The sequence below is a fragment of the Vibrio sp. 1580 genome, from assembly GCF_033340055.1.
In genome coordinates, this window is the sequence record NZ_JAWOVT010000458.1 from 1 (window position 1) to 597 (window position 597).

Below are 597 nucleotides of genomic sequence, written 5' to 3' on the forward strand. Positions count from 1 at the left end.
AGTAAGTGGTTTGGTCGATTTCTTCTGGCGCACCTTGTACAACGATTTGGCCTTGGTTGAGCACCTGAAGACCATTGGCGTTTTCTAACCAGATCCGAGTGGTGAGCAGGTCACCATCGGGGTCTTCAAACAATTGGTTCAGACTTAACGAATTGCTGATCGGCTTGTTCTGCGTTAGCTCCCAACCATAAATGATGGTTTGCAGTTGCTGTTCGACCGATAGATTGATGATGGGTTTGCTGTTGTTCGCCGCATCAACCTTGGGTTGTGGTGTCACCGCCGTCAGATCGTAAGGGTAGTAACCATCAAACGTATCAAAAGGGTTCTCGGCGACGTTTTGTTGATCGAATGGCGTCGCATTAAGCACTGCATCTAAATCGAGAGAGCTCGAGCCATCCAACGCCGATGTTGTGAGCGCCTGCTTCACCTCAATTAACGACGTACGTTCACCATAGTGATGTTGGCTTTTTCTTTTATCGACAGGAGCGCTGTTTAAAGAGCTGGCCGCAGACGCCATGCTGCTCTCGTCACTTAACAAGTAAACACCCAATAAACCGGCGCCGATCGCGCCGATAATCCACAGTTTCTTGGTCATGA

The 597-nt window shown here is 49.1% G+C and carries 1 pseudogene; it reads right to left on the reverse strand.

Annotated features, from left to right (window positions below):
• Positions 1-595 (reverse strand): annotated as a pseudogene (locus R7093_RS26580) (hypothetical protein); the annotation flags it as partial.
• Positions 596-597: the final 2 nt, after the last annotated feature.